We start from the raw sequence: 17,130 nt of genomic DNA on the forward strand, positions 1-17,130 counted from the left end.
GAAGATAATTGTTGATCAACGCAGAGGGATAGCTATGTGCACCTTCTGTAACCAAAGCGAGAATGGTGCCCGTGACGATTCATTCCACTGACCCCTTCGCCACCCCGGACGAGGAGAAGTCCGCGGTGCGGCGGTTGCGCGGGCGCCTGGCCGCCCCGGTCACGCTCTGGACCACCGCCGGACCGGCCGGACTCACGGTGTCGTCGGCGCTCGTCGCGGACGGTGACCCCGGCCGGATGCTCGGGCTGATCGACGACGAGAGCGACTTCTGGGAGGCGGCGGAGCGGAGCCGCCGGTTCGCGGTGGTCGCGCTGACCCCGGCCGACCGGCAGCTGGCCGACCGGTTCGCCGGCCTGATGCCCGCGCCCGGCGGCCTGTTCGCCGGCGACGACTGGGCCGACACCGACTACGGCCCGGTGCCCTCGGGCGCCCGCACGTGGGCGGGCTGCCGGCTCGAGTCCTCGCGGGTCGTGGGCTGGGCATTGCTCGTCGAGGCGGTGATCGAGCGGGTCGAGGCCGGACCCTCGGCCGACCCGCTGATCCACTATCGCGGTCGATATCACACGCTGGGTGGTTGACCTTCGACCCGCTCAGCGCAGTCAGACGGCCACTTGGCGCAGGGGCTGACCGGTCGGTCTCAGGTGGCCCGAGTTCTTCATAGGTTGCCGGAAAGTCCGCCCTCACCTTCGAAGGTGGTGAACCCCGGTGACTACCGAAGTGCCCTCGTCCTCCTCCACGGAGGGGTACCAGGCCGTCCAGCAATCCGAGGAATTCGGCCGGCTGCGTCATGCCGTACGCAGTTTCGTCTTCCCGATGACGGTCGCGTTCTTCCTCTGGTATGCCCTCTACGTCCTGCTCTCCGCGTACGCACGCGGTTTCATGAGCGCGAAGATCGTCGGCAACATCAACGTCGCGCTCGTCTTCGGCCTGCTTCAGTTCGTCTCGACGTTCCTCATCGCCTGGTACTACTCGCGCTACGCGGCCCGCAAGATCGACCCGCTGGCCGAGAAGATCCACGCCGAATTGAGCACCGGTGACAAGAAGGTCGAGGACTGATGGAACCCCACTTCCTTGCGGCCGAGGTCTCCACCTCCACCTCCCGCGGCCTCACCATCACGCTGTTCCTGGTGTTCGTGGCCATCACGCTGGCCATCACGATCTGGGCCAGCCGGCAGACCAAGACGGCCACCGACTTCTACGCCGGCGGCCGCCAGTTCTCCGGTTTCCAGAACGGCATGGCCATCGGCGGCGACTACATGTCGGCGGCGTCCTTCCTCGGCATCGCCGGCCTGATCGCCCTGTACGGCTACGACGGCTTCCTCTACTCCATCGGCTTCCTGGTCGCCTGGCTCGTCGCGCTGCTGCTGGTGGCCGAGTACCTGCGGAACTCGGGCCGCTACACGATGGCCGACGTGCTGGCCTTCCGGATGCGTCAGCGCCCCGTGCGTACGGCGGCCAGCGCCTCCACCATCGTGGTGTCGATCTTCTATCTGATCGCGCAGATGGTCGGCGCCGGCGCCCTGGTGTCGCTGCTGCTGGGCATCAAGGCCGACACCACGTTCCTCGGTATGGACGCGGGCACGGCCAAGGTCGCCACGATCATCATGGTCGGCGCCCTGATGATCGTCTACGTCATCGTCGGCGGCATGAAGGGCACCACGTACGTCCAGATCGTCAAGGCGTTCATGCTGATGACCGGCGCCCTGGTGATGACGCTGCTGGTGCTCGCGCACTACAAGTTCAACCTGTCGCAGCTGCTCGGTGACGCCGCCGCGCAGTCGGGCAAGGGGGACGCCTTCCTCGAGCCGGGCCTGCGCTACGGCGTCGAGTCGGCCAGCGCGTCGGCCACCTTCTACAGCAAGATGGACCTGCTCTCGCTGGGCATCGCGCTGGTGCTCGGCACGGCCGGCCTGCCGCACATCCTGACCCGGTTCTACACCGTGCCGACCAGCAAGATCGCCCGTAAGAGCGTGCTCTGGGCGATCGGCATCATCGGCACGTTCTACCTGTTCACCCTGGCCCTCGGCTTCGGCGCGGCGGCCCTGGTGGGTGGCGCGAACATCACCGCGCAGGACAAGGCGGGCAACACGGCCGCACCGCAGCTGGCTCAGGTGCTCGGCATCGACTACTTCGGTGGCGAAACGGGCGGCGCGGTCCTGCTGGCCATCATCGCGGCGGTCGCGTTCGCCACGATCCTGGCCGTGGTGGCCGGCCTGACCCTGGCCTCCTCGTCGAGCGTGGCGCACGACTTCTACGCCAACGTGATGCGCCGCGGCGAGGCGTCGGAGCGCGACGAGGTTCGGGTCGCCCGGATCTCGGCGCTGGTCATCGGCGCGGTGGCGATCGCCCTGTCGATCTTCGCCCAGAGCCTGAACGTGGCCTTCCTGGTCGCGCTCGCGTTCGCGGTGGCGGCCTCGGCCAACCTGCCGGCGATCCTCTACAGCCTGTTCTGGCGGCGGTTCAACACCTCGGGCGCGCTGTGGTCGATCTACGGCGGTCTGATCGCGGCCGTGGTCCTGGTGTTCTTCTCGCCGGTGGTCTCCGGCTCGGCAACCGCCATGTTCCCGGACAGCGACTGGCACTTCTTCCCGCTGTCCAACCCGGGCATCATCTCGATCCCGATCGGCTTCCTGTGCGGCTGGATCGGCACGGTGATCTCGAAGGAGGACGACACCGCGAAGTACACCGAGCTCGAGGTCCGGTCGCTGACCGGGCACGGCGCGCACTAAGTCTGGATTAATTCGACATGCGGGGCCGGCCATCGCCGGCCCCGCATTTTTCCTGCTGAGGGTTCTCCCGACTTCGTGCCGTGTCGGTTTGATGGCAGGGCGTTCGGGCGTGGGGTACGTAATCTGGTTTCATGTCAGCGCCTACGTCCCCTTACGGGAGTTCCGGTTCCGGTCGAGCCTCTGTCCCGTCGTCGGGCCGGGCCTCCGCCCGCCCTGCGGGTGCATACCGAGGCAACGCGTCGCCTCAGCGCGACGACTGGCCTCCCCGTGGGGGCGCGGGCGGCGGAGGCGGCGGCGGCACCCCTCCCGGCGATCCCGGCCGCGGCACCTCTTATCGCGGACGCCGTCCCAAGCCCCGCTGGGGACGGATCGCCCTGCTGGCCGGCCTGGCTGTCCTGATCATCGCGATCATCGCGGGCATCTCGCTCTACGGTTACGCCTCGGGGCTCGACAAGGACCTCAAGCGCACCGACGCCTTCAGCGGCATCAACCCGGACCGGCCGGCCAAGCCCATCGAGGGCGCGCAGAACATCCTGCTGGTGGGCAGCGACTCGCGCGACCCCGACTCCAAGGACGACGGCGCCGGCAAGTGGCGGGCCGACACGCTGATCCTCATGCACGTCCCCGAGGACCACAAATCCGCGCAGCTCATCTCGATCCCGCGTGACCTGTGGGTCGTCGTGCCGCGCAGCAACGAGGCCGAGTGCGGCGACGGCGGCCGGGCCAAGATCAACGCGGCGTTCGCCTTCGGTGGCCTGCCCCGCGCCGTGCACACGGTCGAGTGCCTGACCGACGTCAAGGTCGACCACGTCATGGCGATCGACTTCGGCGGCTTCAAGGAGGTCACCGACGCGCTCGGCGGCGTCGACCTCAAGGTCGAGCAGACCGTCACGTCGATCCACAAGCCGTACCGGGTGTTCAAGAAGGGCACCATGCACATGAACGGCGAGCAGGCCCTCGACTGGGTGCGTCAGCGCAAGCAGTTCGCCCGGGGTGACTTCGCCCGCATGCAGCACCAGCAGGAGTTCCTGAAGGCGCTGATGGACAAGGCGGCCAGCGGCGGCACGATCACCAACCCGGCCAAGCTCAACTCGTTCCTCAAGGCGGTCACCGCGGCTGTCACGGTCGACAACGATTTCTCGCTGACCGACATGGCGACCGAGATGCGCGGCGTCCGCGGCAACAACCTCACCTTCATCACCAGCCCCAACAAGGGCAGCGAGAACATCGACGGCCAGTCGGTGGTGGTCTCCGACAAAGAGAAGGCGCTCGCCCTCTTCAAGGCGGTGGCGGCCGACAAGATGGACACCTGGATGGCGTCCAACCTCAAGAAGGGGTCGGCGGCCACGGCCGGCAACTGAGCCCCGTACGCTTGGGAACGTGTTCGGACCCCAAGTGCCCAGCGTGACCCCCGCCGACGTCGGCGACGACGCTTATCTGCTCGACGTGCGAGAGCCCGACGAGTGGACGGCGGGGCACGCACCCGGCGCCCACCACCTGCCGATGATGGAGATCCCGGCCCGCATGGCCGAGGTCCCGACCGACCGGGAGGTGGTGGTCGTCTGCCGTTCCGGCGGCCGCTCCGGCCAGGTCGTCTCCTATCTGATGGGCAACGGCTGGGACAACGTGCGCAACCTCGACGGCGGCATGCAGTCGTGGGCGTTCGCCGGCCGTGAGGTCGTCAGCGAGAACGGGCAGCAAGCACAAGTTCTGTGAACGACTACCGCCCGCTCGTCTTCGCGCACCGCGGAGGCGCCGACGCCCTGCCCGAACACACGCTCGCCGCCTATCTGCGCGCCCTGGAGGACGGCGTGGACGGGCTGGAGTGCGACGTGCGGCTCACCCGCGACGGCCACCTGGTCTGCGTGCACGACGGCCGGCTCGGCCGCACCAGCAACGGCCGCGGCCGGGTCAGCACCAAGACGCTGGCCGAGCTCGACTCGCTCGACTTCGGCTCGTGGCACCCGGGATATCCGGCCGACGAGGAGCCGCTGCCGGAGTTCTCGCGCCTGCTCACGCTCGACCGGCTGCTGGCGGCGGTGCGTGACAGCGGACGGGCCGTCAAGCTACTCATCGAGACCAAGCATCCGTCACGCTACGGAGCCGAGGTCGAGCGCCGGCTCGTGAAGCTGCTGCGCCGCTACGGTCTGGCCGACCCGAAACCCGACGATCCCGTCCAGGTGACCGTGATGTCGTTCGCCGCGCTGGCGCTGCGACGCGTACGGGCTCAGGCGCCGGGACTGCCCACGGTCTATCTGCTCGAGATCCTGCCGCCCGGGATCGGCCGGGGGCGTCTGCCGTTCAGCGCCCGCATCGCCGGGCCGGGGGTCACGCTCGTGCGGTCCCGCCCGGGGTTGATCCCGGCCATCCGGGCCGCGGGGCACAAGGCGTACGTGTGGACGGTCAACGACAAGGCCGATCTCGACATGGTCCTCGAGCACCGGGTCGACGGCGTCATCACCGACCGGCCCAAGTTCGTGCTGGACCATCTGGCTTCCGTCCACCAAAGGGACTGAGCCGCCTGTTTGTGACGTCCGACACTATCGGGGACCGAGGAAGCGAGGCAGACTCGCAGTCATGCCGGAGCGTCCCGACTACACCGCGCTGACGCGCGGGCAGATCGCGGTCCTCGACCGGATAAACGCGGGCGAGGCCGAGCTGCCCGTGCTGCAGCAGATCGTCCGGCTCGCTCAGGAGACGCTGGGCGGCCGCGGCGCCGGCTTCGCCGAATACGCCGCCGACCACGGCCGCATCGTCGCCGCCACCGGAGCGTGCACGCCCGCAATCGGCCGCCGGGTCGACCGCGCCGACACCCGCCTGCGCGACGGCCGCACGCTGCTCATCCCGCTCGACTCGCTCAACGACGAGTTCGCCAAGCAGGTGCAGGGCGGCGACGTGCATCGCATGCTGGGCGCGCGATGCGAGGTCGGCGAGACGATCGTGGGGTCGCTGCACGTCTATTTCGGGGACAGCGACGACGAGCCCGGGCCCGAGCATCACGCCGTCCTCGAGCTGCTCGCGGGTTACGCCGGGCGGCTCTACGCGGCCCGCGACGGTCTGACCGCGCACACCGGCGAACAGGTCCGCCGCCAGGAAAATCGCGATCTCTGGGTGGCGGTGACCAGCCACGAGCTGCGCACCCCGGTCACGGTGATCAAGGGGTATGCGGACACGCTGTCGAACCATTGGGACACGCTCGGCGATCTCGGCCGCCAGGAAGCGGTGCGGATCATCAACACCCGCGCCGGCGAACTGGCCCGGCTGGTCGACCGGCTGCTCTCGGCGGCCAGCGAGGACGGTGACGTCGGCGCGTCCCCCGCCGGCCCGTTCGACCTGCCCGAGGCGCTGCGCAACGCGGTCGAAGAGCTGCCGGCCGACCTCCGCCGCCGGATCGTGCTCGACAACCTGCCGGGTGAGCTGCCGAAGGCGTACGGGGAAAGGGATTCGATCGCGACGATCCTGACCGAGCTGGCCACCAACGCCGAGAAGCACTCCCCGCCGGGGTCGATCGTCGAGCTGTGCGCGGGCGCCGACGAGGAGACGCTGCGTTTCCGCCTCTCCGACCGGGGCGCGGGCATCCGGCCCGAGCACGTCGAGCGGGCGTTCGAGCGTTACTGGCAGGCCGAGGGCGGCGACCGGCGGCACCACCCGGGGGCGGGTCTGGGGCTCTATCTCGTACGCCGGCTGGTCGAACGCCAGCACGGCTGGGTGTCGTTGCGTCCCCGGGAGGGTGGCGGCACCACCGCCGAGGTCCGTCTTCCGCGCGCCTGACCCTCCCCCTTCCGCGCTCATGGTGCGGGCTTCCGCGCTCATAGTGCGGGGCGGAGTGTCCCTTTCGGGCGCGCACCGCCTAGGCTGTCTCGCCGTGAGCAAGCGTCGCAACCAACGCCCGTCCGCACCCAAGCGCGAAAAGGTGCGGGACATCTTCGTGGCCCGGCCCTTCGAGGGGCTGACCGACGAACCGGAGTGGATCGCGCTGCGCGAGCTGGTGCCCGCCGCGTCGGCGCCGCTCACCCTCCGGCCCGAGATCATCGAGGAGTACGGGGACCGTCCGGTCACCCTCTCGACGGTGCTGCCCATGGCCTGGCCGGCGATGACGCGCCAGGACGGCCGGGTCTTCATCGGCCTGCAGCGGCACGTGCAGTCGGGCGACGTCTCCCGCGACCTCGCGGTGGCCATCCTCAGCGCGCTGCGCACCGACCCGGGCGACACGGTCTCCGTGCCGGCCCTGCCGGGTCAGGGTCCCCGCCTGCAGGACGTGCTGGTCGACGGCCCGCTCGAGATCACCATGCACGACGGCTTCGAGTACTGGCTCGACGCCGAGCAGGCCGAGGACCCGACGGTGAAGGCGTCCCTCGAACGGGCGAACGCCTCGATCTATCCGACTCTGCGGTTGTCCGCGGGCCGGGCGGCGTACTGGTGCCGGGTCGCCCCCGACAAGGGTCACGTGCGCTGGGTGCTCCCCGACGGCGAGGACCGCGCGCTCGACACGCTGGCCCGCCTGTCCGCCTCGGGCGACCTGCTGCTGGGCGAGCAGACCAAGTTCGCCGGCATGTTCCGGGCGCACGGCCTGCTGGTGCCGGTGTGGGACATCCCGGGCGAGCCCGAGGGCGCCGACTGGGAGGCGCCGCTGGCCGACTTCGCCAAGCGGTATGCCGACACGCTCGCCGAGACGGGCCCGCTCGACGCGGACGCCCGCCGGGCCAAGCAGGGCTTGATCGGCCGGCAGCTCACCCTCCGATAAATGGCGCGCTGTTACATGGCCTCGCTCCGCTCGGCGTGCAGTGCGCCCTTTGAGGTCGGGCGCACTGCGGGTAGGGCCCTGAACAGGAGCAATAGGTGCTGGACGAGCGGTTTCAGGCGGGTGAGTTGGACCGGTCGGTCTGGGTGCCTTGGTATCTGCCGCACTGGAGTTCGCGAGCGGCCTCGGCGGCGACGTACGGGGTCGGGGGCGGGGAACTGCGGCTCAGCATCCCCGCCGACCAGCCGCTGTGGGCCGAAGGCGTGCACGAGACGCCGCTGCGGGTGTCGGGCATTCAGAGCGCGAACTTCTCGGGGCCTGTCGGCAGCACCGTGGGCGGTCAGCCGTTCCGGCCCGGGCAGCGGGTGCTCGAGGAGCAGGGCGAGTTCTGGGGTTACACGCCGCTCTACGGCGACCTGGAGATCCGGATGCGCGGCACGATCACGCCGCGGTCGATGGTCGCCTTCTGGCTCTCCGGCATCGAGGACACCCCCGAGCGGTCCGGCGAGATCTGCGTGATGGAGGTCTTCGGCTCGGCCCCGCAGGCGGTCGGGATGGGGTTGCACCGCTTTCGCGATCCGCGGCTCGCCGAGGACTGGGCGACGGTCACCCTGCCGATCGACGTTTCCGCCTTCCACACGTACGCGGTGAGCTGGCGCCCCGATTCGCTGGTGTTCTCGGTCGACGGCGAGGTGGTCAAGCGGGTCGGCCAGGCCCCCGACTACCCCGTCCAGCTCGAGATCGCCGTCTTCGACTTCCCCGGCCGGGCCGATCAGGTCGAGGGGCCTGTGCCGGTGCCCGAGCTGGTCGTGTCACACGTCAGCGGCCGCCCGGCCGAGTGAGACCCGTTCGATCGGGCAGCTCATGCAGCGCGGCCCGCCCCGGCCGCTGCCCAGTTCCGAGCCGCTGATCCGCACGACCTCGATGCCGGCCCGTTCGAGCTGGGCGTTGGTCTCGACGTTCCGCTCGTACGCGACACAGAGCCGCGGCGCGATGGCCAGCGTGTTGTTCCCGTCGTCCCACTGCTCACGCTCGGCGGTGACCGGATCGAGGCCGGTGTCGATGATCCGCAGCCGGTCGATGCCCATCGCCTCGGCCGCCGCCTCCAGGAAGGGCCGCGGCGCGGTGGCCCGAGGCTCACCGTCGGCGTCCGCGGTCACCGTGTACGCCCGCAGCGTGTCCGCGACGTTCGGATACATCACCACGGCGTCCACGTCGACCATCGTGCACACGGTGTCGAGGTGCATGGTGGCGCGTTCCTGCGCGATCGGCACGGCCAGGATGGTGCGGGCCAGGCCGGCCGCGAACACCCGCCGGGCCAGCCGCTCGGCCCCGGCCGGGGTGGTGCGCTCGCCGACCCCGATGGCCAGCACCCCGGGCGCCAGCAGCAGCACGTCGCCGCCCTCGAGCAGTTCGAGCGAGGGGTCGTAGAGCAGGTCGGTGCCGGCAAAGCGGGGGTGGTATCGGTAGATCGCCCGGGTCAGCGTCGTCTCGCGGCTGCGGGCGGGCATGGCCAGGCTGGTGACCGCCACCCGGTCGCCCACCCAGACCGACGAGTCGCGGGTGAACAGCAGGTTGGGCAGCGGGTCGATGACGAAGTCGAGGCGGTTCATCATCTCGTAGACCAGACCGCCCGGCCCCGGCTTGAGCTCCTCGTGCGCCAGCCCGGCCATGAGCACCCCGGCCAGCCGGCGCGGATCCTGGTCGGCCAGATAGCGGCCCACGCTGTCGCGCAGGGTGTCGCCCAGGCGGCGGTCGGCCAGCACGCCCGCGGTCAGCTCGGCCCGGGCGGCCTCGACGGCGAGCGTCTCGGCCAGCAGGTCACCCAGATAGAGGACTTCGACGTCGCGCTCGCGCAGGGCGGCCGCAAAGGCGTCGTGCTCCTCTTGAGCTCGGCTCACCCACGGAATACCGTCGAAGAGCAGGCTGTCGTTGTTCCGCGGAGTCAGCCGGGCCAGTTCCGGCCCGGGGCGGTGGAGCAGCACCGTCCGCAGCCGGCCCACTTCACTGTCGACATAGTGCGCCACGAGCCGACGTTAGCCCACTCGTCGATCTCCCGGCACCCGCCGGGCACTCAACGCTATCGGCCGATGACGTTCTGCCTAGATCATGAGACATCTGTGCACGAGCGCGGCACGCCGACTAACTTGGTCTTGAAACTCTTTCGACCGGGGGAACAGGCGCCGAGATGCACCATCCGCAAGAAGTCGCGATGCGTGAATGCGGCATTCATCCCCTCATTCCACTTTCTTGACACGCCTACGTCTTGCTTCCGTATGGGGTCGAGCACTTACGGTAGTGAAAAGAGAGCCCGAAGGACCTTTTGCCGGAGGTCGCAGTGACTGTCTTCCCAGCACGCCCTGCTCTTCCCGTCCCACCGAACAGCCAGAGGGTCATCGATCGCCGCCCGGGCGAAACGCAGGCCCTCGAGCCCGCCCGCCAGTCGCCCGCCGACTGGGCACGCCGCCGCCGCGCCGAGCGTGAGGCCCGCCGCCTCGAAGCCGCCGGCGCCCGTGCGCTGACCCGTCTTGACCGTCTCGGACCCAACTGGCACATCGTGGACTGGCCGCGCACCGACGCGCTGAGCTACTACGAGCCCGACCCCGCCGACGACCGCGCCGGGTTCCTGGCGATCGGCCCGGGCGGCGTCTACGCGGTCACCGTGGCCGACCACGGCCGCGCCCGGGTGCTCATCGCCGGTGACGTGGTGCAGATCAACGGAAAGCGCCCGCACTACATCGCGGAGGCCCGTCGTGAGGCCCGCCGGGCGAGCAAGGCGCTCTCCGCCGCCGTCGGTCTCAGTGTGCCGGTCACCCCCGTGCTCACCTTCGTCGGATCCGGTGTGATCAGCGTGCACGGCCTTCCCAAGGAGGTGCTCGTGGCCACCGACAAGGAACTCGACCGGTTGCTGATCGCGGGCGGGGCCCGCATCTCGCCGGCCACCGCGGGCAAGCTTTCGGCCGTGGCCAACCATCCCGCGACCTGGGCAAACGCTCCGTATCGCCCGGCCGGCGACTATCGCTGGCACGCTGACGGACAAACGGCCGCTGACAAGCGGACAGCACGCCGGTAACGTTCCTTCCGGTTGTAGTCGACGGCTGGCCGCCGCGGCGGGCACTCGGGTCATCCGGGTGCGGTCGCGGCGCCGCCCGTCGAACGGCAAGAGCGAGGAGGACCGGGTGGCGCACGTCGAACTCTCACTTTCGGGAGCGTTCGTACCGCAGGCGCGCACGCCGTCCGAGGCCGAGTTCGTCCCGAGCCTGGAGAGGTGGACGGCGACCGTCGCCGCCGCTCCGGAGCCGTGCCTCATCATCGACGCCGCGACCGCGATCATCGCGATGTCGGCGTCCTGCGGCGAACTGCTCGGCGTCGGCAAGCCCCCCGAGGTGATCGGCAAGGCGCTCGGCTCGGTGCTCCGCCTGATCGACTTCACGGCGACGGCCGGTGAGCTCGAGGAATCGGACGCTGACAAGATCCCGCCGTTGCTGGCCCTGCGCAGCGAGCGCCTCGCGCGTGGCCTGTTGCGCGTCGTCCCGGCCCCGGGTGAGACCCCGCTGACCGTCGACGCGATCGCCACTCCGCTGTTCGACAACGAGCGCCTGGCCGGCTCGATGACCTTCTTCTCCGCAGTCCGGTACTGACCAGCCGTTATTACGAGCGCGTTTCGCGTTTTGTGGTGTTTGACGCACCCCACGGGCATTGGGCAACCCTGATCTCGAACCGTAGTCTGCCCTCATGCTCGATCTAGATCTGCTACCGGCGGAGTACGCGGTGTGCCGGCTGCCTGCCGGTTCGCCGATCCCTGCTTCGCTGAGCGGGGGTCCGGACGAGAAAAGCGTCATTTCGCTCAGCTGGGACGCCGACGAGTTCTCGATCATCTGCCCGGCCGACCGGGTGCCCGCGGGCGCCGAGGCCGACACCGCGTGGCGCTGCCTGCGGGTGGTCGGCCCGCTCGACCTCGCGCTGACCGGTGTGCTGGCCTCCCTGATCGGGCCGCTGGCCGAGGCCCGCGTGAACATCGTCACCTTTTCGACGTTTTCCACCGATTATCTACTGGTGCCGACCGTGCGGCTCACCGAGGCGGTCGACACGCTGCTCGCGGCCGGCCACCGGATAGCGTCCTGAGCCTGGTCACATCGGGCACTGCCGGACCTAATATGTGCGCGTGTCCCCCCGCACACAACTGATCACCGTCGCGCTCGCCGGCGCGGGCCTCCTGCTGGGCGCCTGTGGCGAGCCGCCGAAGCCGATGCCGACCTCACCGCCGTACGCGACCCCCAGCGCGGGCCCCATCTCGATCGGTCCCTCGGGCGGGTTCCCGCTGCCGACGGCCCCCGGGTTGCCGACCGGCCCGACCCCCTATCCGACCGGCCCGGCCTACCCGACCGGCCCCGCCTATCCCACTGGCCCGGCCTACCCGACCCGGCCGGCTTATCCGACCGCGCGGCCGACCACCTTGCCGACGACGGCGCCCGAGACTGTTCCGGCCACGCCCACGCCGTCGCACGCTCCCAAGTGCACCTCCCAGCCCACCGGCGCCCAGATCCTGGCGCTGATCAAGGGACAGCCCGGTATTCCGAACAAGCCGATGCGGATCTACCAGGGCCCGTTCTGCGCGGGCACGTGGTCGTTCACCACCGTCGAGGTCACGGGCGAGGGCGCCGACGAGCTCGAGCCGCTGATGGTCGTCGCGACCGGCACCGGAACCACGCTCGCACTGGTCGCCGCGGGCACGGAGGTCTGCATCGACCGCGTCCAGACCACCGCCCCGCCCGGCATCCGAGTGCTGGCCTGCGGCTTCTGAGAGGGTTGGGCCTAGACTCCGCGTATGCCGGGAACGCCGCCTACGCGCTTCGTCTACCTCGGGCCGGAGGGCACCTTCACCGAGGCCGCCCTTCGCACCATCTCCGCCGCCGAGCACGGACTACGCACTCCGGCGCGCAGCGTGCCCGAGGCGCTCGAGGCCGTCCGGGCGGGCGACGCCGACGCCGCGCTGGTGCCGCTGGAGAACTCGGTGGGCGGAGCCATCCCGGTCACGCTGGACGAACTGGTCACCGGCAGCCCGCTGGTGATCACCCGTGAGGTCGTGATCCCGGTCGAGTTCGTGCTCGCTGCCCGCGCGCTGACCCCGCTCGGCGAGATCCGGTCGATCGCGGCCCATCCGCAGGCCTCGGCCCAGTGCCGCAACTGGCTGCTGGCCAACGTGCCCGACGCGGTGATCGTCGACGTGCTCTCCAACGCGGCCGCGGCGATCAGCGCGGCCGCCGGCGAGCACGACGCGGCCCTCTGCGCGCCGATCGGGGTGCCGCGCAACGGGCTGACCGTGCTGGCCGGCAAGGTGGCCGACCACGCCGACGCGGTGACCCGGTTCGCGCTGCTGACCCGGCCCGGGCCGACCGGCGAACCGACCGGCGACGACGTTACGTCGCTGGCCGTGTCGATCCGGCACGACCAGGTGGGTGCGCTTCTCGCGGTGCTCACCGAGCTGGCCGTACGCGGCATCAACCTCTCCCGCATCGAGTCCCGCCCGACCGGCGTGCAGCTGGGAACGTACGTCTTCTTCCTCGACTGCACCGGCCACGTGGCCGAGCCCCGCCTGGGCGAGGCGCTGCAGGGCCTGCGCCGGATCTGCGCCGACGTCCGCTTCCTCGGCAGCTATCCCCGGCACAGGCTCACGCCCGAGGCCCCCGTGGCTTCCCCGCGAGGCCTCTCGAACACCGACTTCGCCGACTCCGCCACGTGGCTGGCCCAGCTGAGAGCCGGCAACTTCGTCTAGTTACCGAAGATGTTGCCGAGGAGGCCGCCCTCCTGCTGGCTGTTGCCGCCGCCGGTGCCGGCCAGACCGGCCGGGGGCTCCTCGGAGGGCTGCACGACCACGAAGCCCTGACCGGCGAAGCTCATCGTGAACCGCTCGCCCGTGGTGCGGCCCAGCAGCGTGCCCAGGCCGAGCTGCTCGGCCCGGTGATAGCCGGTCTGCAGGCTGGCCGACCAGCAGATCGCGGCCTGCGGGTCGACAAAGGTCGGCTGGTCGACCGTGAGCACGACCGGGGTGCCCTTGGTGGTGACCGCGATGCGCCCGTGCCCGCTGAAGACGCAGTTGAACAGGCCGGCGTTCGACATCATGCCCGCGCCCTGCACCATCTTGATGTCGTAGTTGAGCGAGGCGTCGAAGGCGAGCACGTTCGACCCGTTGATCGAGAGCGCGTCGCCGGGCTCGAGGTCGATCAGGTGGACGTCGGCCGCGTTGTCGGCCAGAAAGACATCACCGTTTCCCCGTACGCGCATCAGCGGCACACCCTCGCCGGTGAGCTTCTGCTTGAGGAACTTGCCGAGGCCGCCGGACCCGAGGGCCTCGAACTGCACCTGACCCTGGTAGGCGACCATCGAGCCGACGCGGGCCATGAACTCGCCGTTCAGCTCGGCCTTGAGCAGCTTGGAATTTTGAAGACGGAGTCCGGGCTGGGCCGACTCCTTCTCGAGGTTGTCGGCGGAGAAAAGCTCGCTACGCATGCACGTCCTCCTGCTAGCTATTTGCCATCAGGGTAGGAGGGTCTGCCAACCCGGGTATCGGCTTTCAGCCCCATCCCAGCTCGTGCAAGCGGTGGTCGTCGATGCCGAAGTGGTGGGCGATCTCGTGCACCACCGTGATGGCCACCTCGTCGATGACGTCGGTCTCGGTGTCGCAGACGCGCAGCGTGGGGTTGCGATAGATCGTGATGCGGTCGGGCAGCACACCGGCGTAGTCCCAGCCGCGATCGGTCAGCGCCGTGCCCTCGTACAGGCCGAGCAGATCCTCGCCGTCCGGCGGATCGTCCTCGACCACGATGACCACGTTGTCCATGACCTTCAGGAGCTCGGCGGGCACCTCGTCGAGCGCCTCGCCGACCAGGTCCTCGAAGCGTTCCCGACTCATCTCGACCGGCACACGAGCAATTGTGCACCGGCCACCTGAGAGCGGCCGGTGCACGGGATGACGCGGGTGGGTCAGGACAGCTTGGCGCTCAAGGTGATCTCGGCGCCCGGCGAGAGCAGGCGGGAGATCGGGCAGTTCGCCTTGGCGTCCTCGGCGATCTTCTGGAACGTGCCGTCGTCGACGCCCGGAACATCGCCCACGGTCTCGAGGTCGATGCGGGTGACGCTGAATCCGGCGTCGGTCTTGTCCAGGTGCACCTTGGCGACGGTCTCGACCGAGGTCGGCGTGAAGCCGGCGTCGGACAGAGCCTTCGAGAACGCCATCGAGTAGCAGCCGGCGTGCGCGGCGCCGATCAGCTCCTCGGGGTTGGTTCCCTCGCCCTCCTCGAAACGGGACTTGAAGGAGTAGTTCCCCTGGACGCCACCCTTGCCGGTCTTGATCGTGCCGGAACCCTCGGTGAGGTTCCCCTGCCAGCGGGCCGAAGCAGAACGAATAGGCATAGCCAAACGCTAGTCCATCCCGCGGTTGCTGGCCGCTCGACCTGGCACAGGGCACCATGGTTGCCATGCCCTCGCAGCATCCGCCCGTCCCCCAGCCGGCCGAGATCGATGTGACGCCGCACGAGGCCGTGGTCGAGTTCGGCCCGGCGCCCAAGGAACGCCGCCGCCGCTGGGACTTCTCCGGCTCGGGCCGCGACCTTCTCGCGGACCGCCGCACGGTGCCTCTGGCCGCGCTGCTGGCCGCCCTGGCCGCGTTTGTCTCGGCGCTGTCCGAGTGGCAGGTCACCACGCTCGACGCGAACTCGCTCGGGAGCGATGCGGGCGAACAGGTGCTGCCCAGCGGCATCGACGATCTCGGCGTCCTCGGCACCGGCTACCTGCTCGGCCTGTTCCTGATCGTGCCGGCCGTGGTGCTCACGCTGTTCGGCCCGCCCTCGACCCGCCGCGTGTTCCGCCTGGCCGGACTGAGCGTGGCCGGCACCCTGGCCGGGGTGCTGCTGGCGCTGGCCGCCCGGTTGAACTCGGTGAGCTTCGTGATCGACCCGGTCTACCGCGTCGCCCTCGACGACCCCAGGATCACCCTCGCGTACGGGCGTGGGTTGTGGTGTGGCTTCGCCGCGGTGCTGCTGGCGCTGGCCGCGCTCTACCTCGCCGGGCGGCACCTGGCCGACGACCGGGCGGCTCCCGGGGTGACCGGGGCCGGCGCCGACGAGGTGCCGCCGGCCGACATCTGGTCGTGGCGCCGGCCCGCGACCGGCCGGGAGGAGCAGCCCGACAGCGGGGCGCTCGACCTCACCGTCACGTCGTCGCAGCCGTTCACGACGTTCAACGACGACCGCGATCGCCCGAACTGACCGGTTCCACCCCCTGCGAGCCGGACTCGGGGGATATCCGGGTGCTGACCGGACTCGGCCGCCGGTAGGCTCGACTCTCGTGATTGACCTGCGTCTGCTTCGCGAAGACCCCGACCGGATCCGCGCCAGCCAGCGACTGCGTGGCGAGTCCACCGAGGCGGTGGACGAACTGCTGCGCGCCGACGAGTCGCGCCGATCGGCCACCCAGCGGTTCGAGGCGCTGCGGGCCGAGCACAAATCGCTGAGCAAGCAGGTTCCCAAAGCCTCCGGTGACGAGCGGGCCGCCCTGCTGGCGCGCACCAAGGAACTCGCGGGCGAGGTCAAGGCGGCCGAGGCCGAGACGACGGCGGCCGACGAGGCGCTGCGCACGGCCCACCTCGCGGTGTCGAACGTGGTGCAGGACGGCGTGCCGCCCGGCGGCGAGGACGACTTCGTCGTGCTGCGCGAGGTCGGCGACATCCCGCAGCTGGAAAACCCGAAGGACCACCTCGAGATCGGCGAGGCGCTGCGGGCGATCGACACCGAGCGCGGCGCCAAGGTGTCGGGCTCGCGCTTCTACTTCCTCACCGGGGTCGGCGCGCTGCTCCAGCTGGGTCTGCTGCAGATGGCGATCGCCCAGGCGGTGGAGCACGGGTTCATCCCGTCGATCACCCCGTCGCTGGTCAAGCCGGAGTCGATGGAGGGCACCGGGTTCCTCGGCGCCCACGCGAGCGAGGTCTACCGTCTCGAGGCGGACGACCTCTATCTGGTCGGCACGTCGGAGGTGCCGCTGGCGGCCTACCACTCCAACGAGATCATCGACCTCGAGCGCGGTCCCGAGCGCTTCGCCGGCTGGTCGTCCTGCTATCGCCGCGAGGCCGGGTCGTACGGCAAGGACGTGCGCGGCATCCTGCGGGTCCACCAGTTCGACAAGGTCGAGATGTTCTCGTTCTGCAAGCCGGAGGACGCGGCCGCCGAGCACCTGCGCCTGCTGGCGATGGAAGAGGAGATGCTGGCCAAGGTCGAGATCCCGTACCGGGTGATCGACGTGGCCGGTGGCGACCTCGGTTCGAGCGCCTCGCGGAAATACGACTGCGAGGCCTGGGTGCCGTCGCAGGGCCGCTACCGCGAGGTCACCTCGACGTCGAACTGCACGACGTACCAGGCCCGGCGGCTCAACATCCGCTACCGCGACGCCGACGGCAAGCCGCAGACGGCGGCCACCCTCAACGGCACGCTGGCGACCACCCGGTGGCTGATTCCGATCCTCGAGAACCACCAGCAGCCGGACGGTTCGGTGCGGGTGCCCAAGGCCCTCCAGCCGTACCTCGGCGGCCGGGATCTTCTCGAAGCTTCCCGCTAACGGTGAATACATCCACCGGCTACCAGAAGTCATAGCCGCTGGTAGCAGGTG

20 protein-coding genes are annotated in these 17,130 nt (G+C 70.0%); 16 read left to right on the forward strand and 4 right to left on the reverse strand.

The annotated features are described in order from the left end of the window. Positions 1-71: 71 nt before the first annotated feature. From ACZ3I4_RS27005 to ACZ3I4_RS27045, 9 genes are all read left to right on the forward strand, one after another. The gene (locus ACZ3I4_RS27005; RefSeq protein WP_465384817.1) at positions 72-578 is read left to right on the forward strand and encodes a flavin reductase family protein; all 507 of its coding nucleotides are present in this window, start codon (positions 72-74) and stop codon (positions 576-578) included. A 127-nt stretch (positions 579-705) separates the two neighbouring features. Next, complete coding sequence (locus tag ACZ3I4_RS27010; protein WP_465384818.1) at positions 706-1,056, forward strand: DUF485 domain-containing protein; 351 nt, start codon at positions 706-708, stop codon at positions 1,054-1,056. After that, entirely contained in the window at positions 1,056-2,729 is a 1,674-nt protein-coding gene (locus ACZ3I4_RS27015) for a solute symporter family protein (RefSeq protein WP_465384819.1), read from the forward strand. The genes ACZ3I4_RS27010 and ACZ3I4_RS27015 overlap by 1 nt, the downstream gene beginning before the upstream one ends. Positions 2,730-2,860: 131 nt before the next feature. Beyond that, positions 2,861-4,090 (forward strand): LCP family protein, encoded by a 1,230-nt coding sequence (locus tag ACZ3I4_RS27020; RefSeq protein WP_465384820.1) that lies wholly within the window; start codon positions 2,861-2,863, stop codon positions 4,088-4,090. Between the two features lie 19 nt (positions 4,091-4,109). After that, on the forward strand, positions 4,110-4,445 hold the full coding sequence (locus ACZ3I4_RS27025) for a rhodanese-like domain-containing protein (RefSeq protein ID WP_465384821.1): 336 nt from the start codon (positions 4,110-4,112) through the stop codon (positions 4,443-4,445). Then, the gene (locus tag ACZ3I4_RS27030) at positions 4,442-5,245 is read left to right on the forward strand and encodes a glycerophosphodiester phosphodiesterase (protein ID WP_465384822.1); all 804 of its coding nucleotides are present in this window, start codon (positions 4,442-4,444) and stop codon (positions 5,243-5,245) included. Before ACZ3I4_RS27025 ends, ACZ3I4_RS27030 begins: the two co-directional genes overlap by 4 nt. A gap of 61 nt (positions 5,246-5,306) precedes the next feature. Continuing rightward, positions 5,307-6,500: a sensor histidine kinase gene (locus ACZ3I4_RS27035; protein ID WP_465384823.1), complete on the forward strand. Its 1,194-nt coding sequence runs from the start codon at positions 5,307-5,309 to the stop codon at positions 6,498-6,500. A 94-nt stretch (positions 6,501-6,594) separates the two neighbouring features. Continuing rightward, positions 6,595-7,473 (forward strand): DUF5926 family protein, encoded by an 879-nt coding sequence (locus tag ACZ3I4_RS27040; RefSeq protein WP_465384824.1) that lies wholly within the window; start codon positions 6,595-6,597, stop codon positions 7,471-7,473. Between the two features lie 95 nt (positions 7,474-7,568). After that, positions 7,569-8,312, forward strand: a complete 744-nt coding sequence (locus ACZ3I4_RS27045; protein ID WP_465384825.1) for a glycoside hydrolase family 16 protein — start codon at positions 7,569-7,571, stop codon at positions 8,310-8,312. Here the strand turns inward: ACZ3I4_RS27045 and ACZ3I4_RS27050 are convergent. Further along, positions 8,283-9,497, reverse strand: coding sequence for an arginine deiminase (locus tag ACZ3I4_RS27050; protein ID WP_465384826.1), 1,215 nt, complete (start codon positions 9,495-9,497; stop codon positions 8,283-8,285). The genes ACZ3I4_RS27045 and ACZ3I4_RS27050 overlap by 30 nt on opposite strands. Before the next feature lie 311 nt (positions 9,498-9,808). Between ACZ3I4_RS27050 and ACZ3I4_RS27055 the strand changes: the two genes are divergently transcribed. The 5 genes from ACZ3I4_RS27055 to pheA all read left to right on the forward strand — a co-directional run bounded on the left by ACZ3I4_RS27055 (position 9,809) and on the right by pheA (position 13,246). Then, entirely contained in the window at positions 9,809-10,543 is a 735-nt protein-coding gene (locus ACZ3I4_RS27055) for a hypothetical protein (protein ID WP_465384827.1), read from the forward strand. Between the two features lie 106 nt (positions 10,544-10,649). Beyond that, complete coding sequence (locus ACZ3I4_RS27060; protein WP_465385050.1) at positions 10,650-11,111, forward strand: hypothetical protein; 462 nt, start codon at positions 10,650-10,652, stop codon at positions 11,109-11,111. A gap of 94 nt (positions 11,112-11,205) precedes the next feature. After that, entirely contained in the window at positions 11,206-11,595 is a 390-nt protein-coding gene (locus ACZ3I4_RS27065) for an ACT domain-containing protein (RefSeq protein WP_465384828.1), read from the forward strand. A gap of 40 nt (positions 11,596-11,635) precedes the next feature. Next, the gene (locus tag ACZ3I4_RS27070) at positions 11,636-12,274 is read left to right on the forward strand and encodes a hypothetical protein (RefSeq protein ID WP_465384829.1); all 639 of its coding nucleotides are present in this window, start codon (positions 11,636-11,638) and stop codon (positions 12,272-12,274) included. A 24-nt stretch (positions 12,275-12,298) separates the two neighbouring features. Next, positions 12,299-13,246 carry a prephenate dehydratase gene (pheA, locus tag ACZ3I4_RS27075; protein WP_465384830.1) on the forward strand — a complete coding sequence of 316 codons (948 nt, stop codon included), beginning with the start codon at positions 12,299-12,301 and terminating at the stop codon, positions 13,244-13,246. On the opposite strand, the gene ACZ3I4_RS27080 is transcribed toward pheA, so the two are convergent. From ACZ3I4_RS27080 to ACZ3I4_RS27090, 3 genes are all read right to left on the reverse strand, one after another. Next, the gene (locus ACZ3I4_RS27080) at positions 13,243-13,980 is read right to left on the reverse strand and encodes an AIM24 family protein (RefSeq protein WP_465384831.1); all 738 of its coding nucleotides are present in this window, start codon (positions 13,978-13,980) and stop codon (positions 13,243-13,245) included. The genes pheA and ACZ3I4_RS27080 overlap by 4 nt on opposite strands. A gap of 64 nt (positions 13,981-14,044) precedes the next feature. Beyond that, positions 14,045-14,383, reverse strand: coding sequence for a metallopeptidase family protein (locus ACZ3I4_RS27085; protein WP_184957077.1), 339 nt, complete (start codon positions 14,381-14,383; stop codon positions 14,045-14,047). A gap of 71 nt (positions 14,384-14,454) precedes the next feature. Further along, positions 14,455-14,883: an OsmC family protein gene (locus ACZ3I4_RS27090; RefSeq protein ID WP_465384832.1), complete on the reverse strand. Its 429-nt coding sequence runs from the start codon at positions 14,881-14,883 to the stop codon at positions 14,455-14,457. Positions 14,884-14,948: 65 nt separating this feature from the next. On the opposite strand from ACZ3I4_RS27090, the gene ACZ3I4_RS27095 reads away from it, so the two are divergent. Together ACZ3I4_RS27095 and serS are read left to right on the forward strand one after the other, a co-directional pair. Then, positions 14,949-15,737, forward strand: coding sequence for a hypothetical protein (locus tag ACZ3I4_RS27095; RefSeq protein ID WP_465384833.1), 789 nt, complete (start codon positions 14,949-14,951; stop codon positions 15,735-15,737). A gap of 79 nt (positions 15,738-15,816) precedes the next feature. Continuing rightward, positions 15,817-17,079, forward strand: coding sequence for a serine--tRNA ligase (gene serS, locus ACZ3I4_RS27100; RefSeq protein ID WP_465384834.1), 1,263 nt, complete (start codon positions 15,817-15,819; stop codon positions 17,077-17,079). Positions 17,080-17,130 lie beyond the last annotated feature (51 nt).

This window comes from Actinoplanes sp. NPDC021490, assembly GCF_055562135.1.

Excerpts from the sequence above, each read along its gene's own strand:
- ACZ3I4_RS27015 (WP_465384819.1), top strand. The coding sequence starts at position 1,056 with ATGGAACCCCACTTCCTTGCGGCCGAGGTCTCCACCTCCACCTCCCGC.
- ACZ3I4_RS27020 (WP_465384820.1), top strand. The coding sequence starts at position 2,861 with ATGTCAGCGCCTACGTCCCCTTACGGGAGTTCCGGTTCCGGTCGAGCC.
- ACZ3I4_RS27035 (WP_465384823.1), top strand. The coding sequence starts at position 5,307 with ATGCCGGAGCGTCCCGACTACACCGCGCTGACGCGCGGGCAGATCGCG.
- ACZ3I4_RS27065 (WP_465384828.1), top strand. The coding sequence starts at position 11,206 with ATGCTCGATCTAGATCTGCTACCGGCGGAGTACGCGGTGTGCCGGCTG.
- pheA (WP_465384830.1), top strand. The coding sequence starts at position 12,299 with ATGCCGGGAACGCCGCCTACGCGCTTCGTCTACCTCGGGCCGGAGGGC.
- ACZ3I4_RS27080 (WP_465384831.1), bottom strand. The coding sequence starts at position 13,980 with ATGCGTAGCGAGCTTTTCTCCGCCGACAACCTCGAGAAGGAGTCGGCC.
- ACZ3I4_RS27085 (WP_184957077.1), bottom strand. The coding sequence starts at position 14,383 with ATGAGTCGGGAACGCTTCGAGGACCTGGTCGGCGAGGCGCTCGACGAG.
- ACZ3I4_RS27090 (WP_465384832.1), bottom strand. The coding sequence starts at position 14,883 with ATGCCTATTCGTTCTGCTTCGGCCCGCTGGCAGGGGAACCTCACCGAG.
- ACZ3I4_RS27095 (WP_465384833.1), top strand. The coding sequence starts at position 14,949 with ATGCCCTCGCAGCATCCGCCCGTCCCCCAGCCGGCCGAGATCGATGTG.